Below are 1,445 nucleotides of genomic sequence, written 5' to 3'. Positions count from 1 at the left end.
GATCTTCAGGCGACCGGTCACGATCACGCTGTCACCGGTGCGCAGTGACGCCTTCGCGTTCTCGCCGAGCTGTCGGAATGCGGCCACGGAGAACCAGTTGGTCCCGGAGTCCGTCCACGTCTGGGTCGCGGCATCGAAGCGGCGGTGCGTGCTGGCGAGGCGGAAGTTGGTGACCGAGACGCCGCCCCCGGTCTGGACTTGCGTCGGGTCGGTCGCGACTCTCCCCACGATGGTCAGGGTGTCGATCATGTGCTCATCCTCTCGATCGCCGGATCTCTTCCGGGCCCCTCCAGAGTGGGGCGCGACGGCGGGAGCCGATCGCCCGAATCGTGCAAGCGGTGGACAGCCTCGGTCAGATGGCGTCTGTGGAGAGAAAGCCCCGACGAGGGCGGGAGGACATCGCCGACCCGAATGTCGGAGGTCGGTCATATCTTCGAATCACGAAAGGAGCCCCGATGTCAGACAACCTGATCACCTCCCTCCCCGAGATCCCCTACGCCACGCCTCGACTCGCTTCCGCACGAGAGCATCTCGTCCGCGCCGCGGATCACCTCTGGAGAGTGCAGGATCAGCGGGAGCACGTGCTCGGTCACCTGCGCATCGTCGCGGATCCGCTCGGGCTTCGATACCGCGCGGAGCGCCTTCATCTCGCGACGGGCGTCTTCCGGATCGTCGGTGAGTTCTGGCGCGCGGACGATGCCGTCGCGGCCCTCCGCTATTCCTGACGAGTTCAGCGCGGTCGACGACGCAGGCGGAGATTCGACGGCCAATGCCTCGATGCGCCGTGTGTCGCGGGGCATTCGACTCGTGTGGTGCCCCCGGCAGGATTCGAACCTGCGACCAAGAGATTAGAAGGCTCCTGCTCTATCCCCTGAGCTACGGAGGCGCACATCTCTAGAGTATCGCGGTCCCGGAGGCGTTTCGTGAAGCACGCTCCGGTCGGCGATGTCGGGCCCGTCGATAGTATGGCGGAATGGTATCTGCGTCCGAGAATGATCGTCTCGTATGGATCGACTGCGAGATGACGGGCCTCGATCTGGCGGTCGACGAACTCGTCGAGATCGCCGTCGTCGTCACCGACTTCGAGCTCAACCCCATCGATCCGGGATTCCAGGTGGTGATCCGCCCCAATGAGAGTGCACTCGAGCACATGAACGACTTCGTCACGAAGATGCACGAGACGTCGGGACTCATCGAGGAGATCGCCGGTGGAGTGTCGCTGGAGGAGGCCGAGGCCCAGACCCTCGCGTACATCAAGCGCTTCGTTCCGCTGGAGCGCAAAGCGCCTCTGGCCGGGAACACGATCGGCACGGATCGGATGTTCCTGGCGAAGTACATGCCGCAGGTGGATCAGTGGCTGCACTACCGCAACGTCGACGTCTCCAGCATCAAGGAGCTCTCGCGCCGTTGGTACCCGCGGGTGTTCTTCCAGGCCCCCGCCAAAG

3 protein-coding genes and 1 tRNA gene are annotated in these 1,445 nt (G+C 64.4%); 2 read left to right on the top strand and 2 right to left on the bottom strand.

Annotated features, from left to right (window positions below; translation table 11 throughout):
* Positions 1 to 249: single-stranded DNA-binding protein (locus tag KZA10_RS15045; protein WP_218683293.1), on the bottom strand; the 249-nt coding region annotated here is incomplete at its 3' end.
* Positions 250 to 455: 206 nt separating this feature from the next.
* On the opposite strand from KZA10_RS15045, the gene KZA10_RS15040 reads away from it, so the two are divergent.
* Complete coding sequence (locus tag KZA10_RS15040) at positions 456 to 725, top strand: hypothetical protein (protein ID WP_141386022.1); 270 nt, start codon at positions 456 to 458, stop codon at positions 723 to 725.
* An 85-nt stretch (positions 726 to 810) separates the two neighbouring features.
* Here KZA10_RS15040 and KZA10_RS15035 read toward each other — a convergent pair.
* Positions 811 to 886, bottom strand: a tRNA-Arg gene (locus KZA10_RS15035).
* An 87-nt stretch (positions 887 to 973) separates the two neighbouring features.
* Between KZA10_RS15035 and orn the strand changes: the two genes are divergently transcribed.
* Positions 974 to 1,445 (top strand): oligoribonuclease (orn, locus tag KZA10_RS15030; RefSeq protein WP_218683292.1); only part of this gene is annotated, 472 nt, incomplete at its 3' end.

Source organism: Microbacterium sp. BF1, assembly GCF_019279095.1.
GTDB classification, from domain to species: Bacteria; Actinomycetota; Actinomycetes; order Actinomycetales; family Microbacteriaceae; genus Microbacterium; species Microbacterium maritypicum.
Note: the sequence above shows the minus strand (reverse complement) of the source record. Positions and strands in the feature narration are given on the sequence as shown.